Below are 1939 nucleotides of genomic sequence, written 5' to 3'. Positions count from 1 at the left end.
GGACATACTGCTTCACATACAGAACATCCAGTACAAACATCTCTTAAATTATTTATATTATTAACACTCTTTTTCATGAAAGATTACTCCTAATAATAATTTTTTTATAATTTTATTAATCTCTAATATAATAATTGCAACTACAATTACAATAAATAAATAAAATATTGTACTATTCAAAACATATTGTGAATAATTTCCTTTCATAAGAAAAATTACGAAGTAATGGTATAGATAAATAGGATAAGATAATTCTGATAAATATCTAAAATTAAATTTCAACTTATTAAATATATGTTGTTTATTAAAAATTTTACTATTAATCTGTATAAGAATAACTAATAGTGAGCATAATATTACAAATGTAAAATCATATTCTGCAGTAATACCTGAAAAACATATAATTTTAATAATCAATATAGTTATAATAATTTGTAAGAATACAACAAATTCAGATACGCGTCTTATACCATTAAAATTAATAGTCTTTATTTTTTGATAGATTGAAAATAATAAAATTCCTAAAGACATATTAGCCATTCCCCGTATAAACCCTACAGGTAATATTATAAATTTTTCTAAAGAATAATTAAACGCATGTCCTGGATTAAATGTATATAAACATAAAAAACTGCCAAAACATATAATTAAACAAATAAAATTTGCTTTTCCTTTTTCCCAATTTTTAAATAACCCTAAAAACAATATTGAACACCATATATAAACACTCATATACCATAATGGTACCATGGTTGGAATTACAGTATCTAAAAATCCAATTGCTTGCATATAAATTAAATTCTTAAAAAAAGAATCAAGTGTAAATGCATCTCTGCAAAAAATTAAACTTAAAATAATCGTTCCTAAATACATAGGATATAATTTTTTAAATTTATTATATATCAGTTTACTAAACGATTCATATTCTAATTGTTGATTACTTATTAAAAAAAATCCTCCTAACAAAAAAAAACCTTCAACACAAAGATATCCTTGTGGAACTAGTTTATAATTATAATGCAATAATGCTATTATAACAGCCATCATTAATTTAATAAAATCATATGTATATATATGCTCTTTTTTTTCCATTCTCTTTCCCACTTTTCTACAATTGTTATATTTATTTTGTTCATTTATTTTCAAAAATATTGACTTGATTAATTTTAAGTTTATTATATATATTAAAAACAAAGGTTTTTTTTAGTAATGCTTTAATTTCATTTTTTAAACTTGGTGCATAAGCTATTCGCGCAAATCTTTTTCCTATGAAAAATGGTACTATATTTACTATTATAATAACAATCATTCTAATACAATGCTTAACAAACCACTTTATATTAATATATTTCCTATTTCCTTCCCAAAATCTCCATAAAAATTTACTTTGTAAAATATAGAAAATATCTTTTATTTTTAATTTTCCTTCTATGTCATGTCTATTGTAACAACTTGTATGTTCTACCGGAGCCCCTTCAAAAGGAATTGCATCAAAATACTGTGGATAAATTAAAGCACCTCTTGGCTTTAATGGCGTTCTTTTTTTATTCCAACGTAAATCAATATCCCATGAATTTACTACAATAAAATACTTTTTTATTGCATCTAAACTATCCTCTCTATTATTTTTAAAATTCCAATTTTTCAATTTCAAATATGATCTACATAGTTCTATTTCTGGTGAACGCAATACTTCTTCAAAGCTCTTTGAAGATTTCATTTCTTGTATCATTTCCATAATTGTACCATTATGTGTTTTGGTTCTCAATTCTAATGAATAGTATTGACTCAAAATTGGTTGCATTCCACATAAAAACATATCTGATGGATGGTATAATCTATCTTTCCTAGTAAAACAATTTGTTGTTAATATTTTTGTATCTTTATTTAAATTAAATAAATCTTCATGATCATATATAATTTTAATTAATTTATTAAA

Annotated in this window: 2 protein-coding genes; both read right to left on the bottom strand. The window is 22.7% G+C overall.

Annotation, left to right across the window (positions count from 1 at the left end):
* Positions 1-60: 60 nt before the first annotated feature.
* Positions 61-1092, bottom strand: coding sequence for an acyltransferase (locus Q0F58_RS19280; protein ID WP_294379691.1), 1032 nt, complete (start codon positions 1090-1092; stop codon positions 61-63).
* Positions 1093-1132: 40 nt separating this feature from the next.
* Positions 1133-1939 (bottom strand): hypothetical protein (locus Q0F58_RS19275; RefSeq protein WP_294379688.1); only part of this gene is annotated, 807 nt, incomplete at its 5' end.

The sequence above is a fragment of the uncultured Clostridium sp. genome (assembly GCF_934754915.1).
Classification (GTDB): Bacteria; Bacillota; Clostridia; order Clostridiales; family Clostridiaceae; genus Clostridium.
This window is presented reverse-complemented; position numbering and strand designations above follow the sequence as displayed.

Coding starts and splice junctions, on each gene's coding strand:
- Q0F58_RS19280 (WP_294379691.1), bottom strand. CDS start 1,092: ATGGAAAAAAAAGAGCATATATATACATATGATTTTATTAAATTAATG.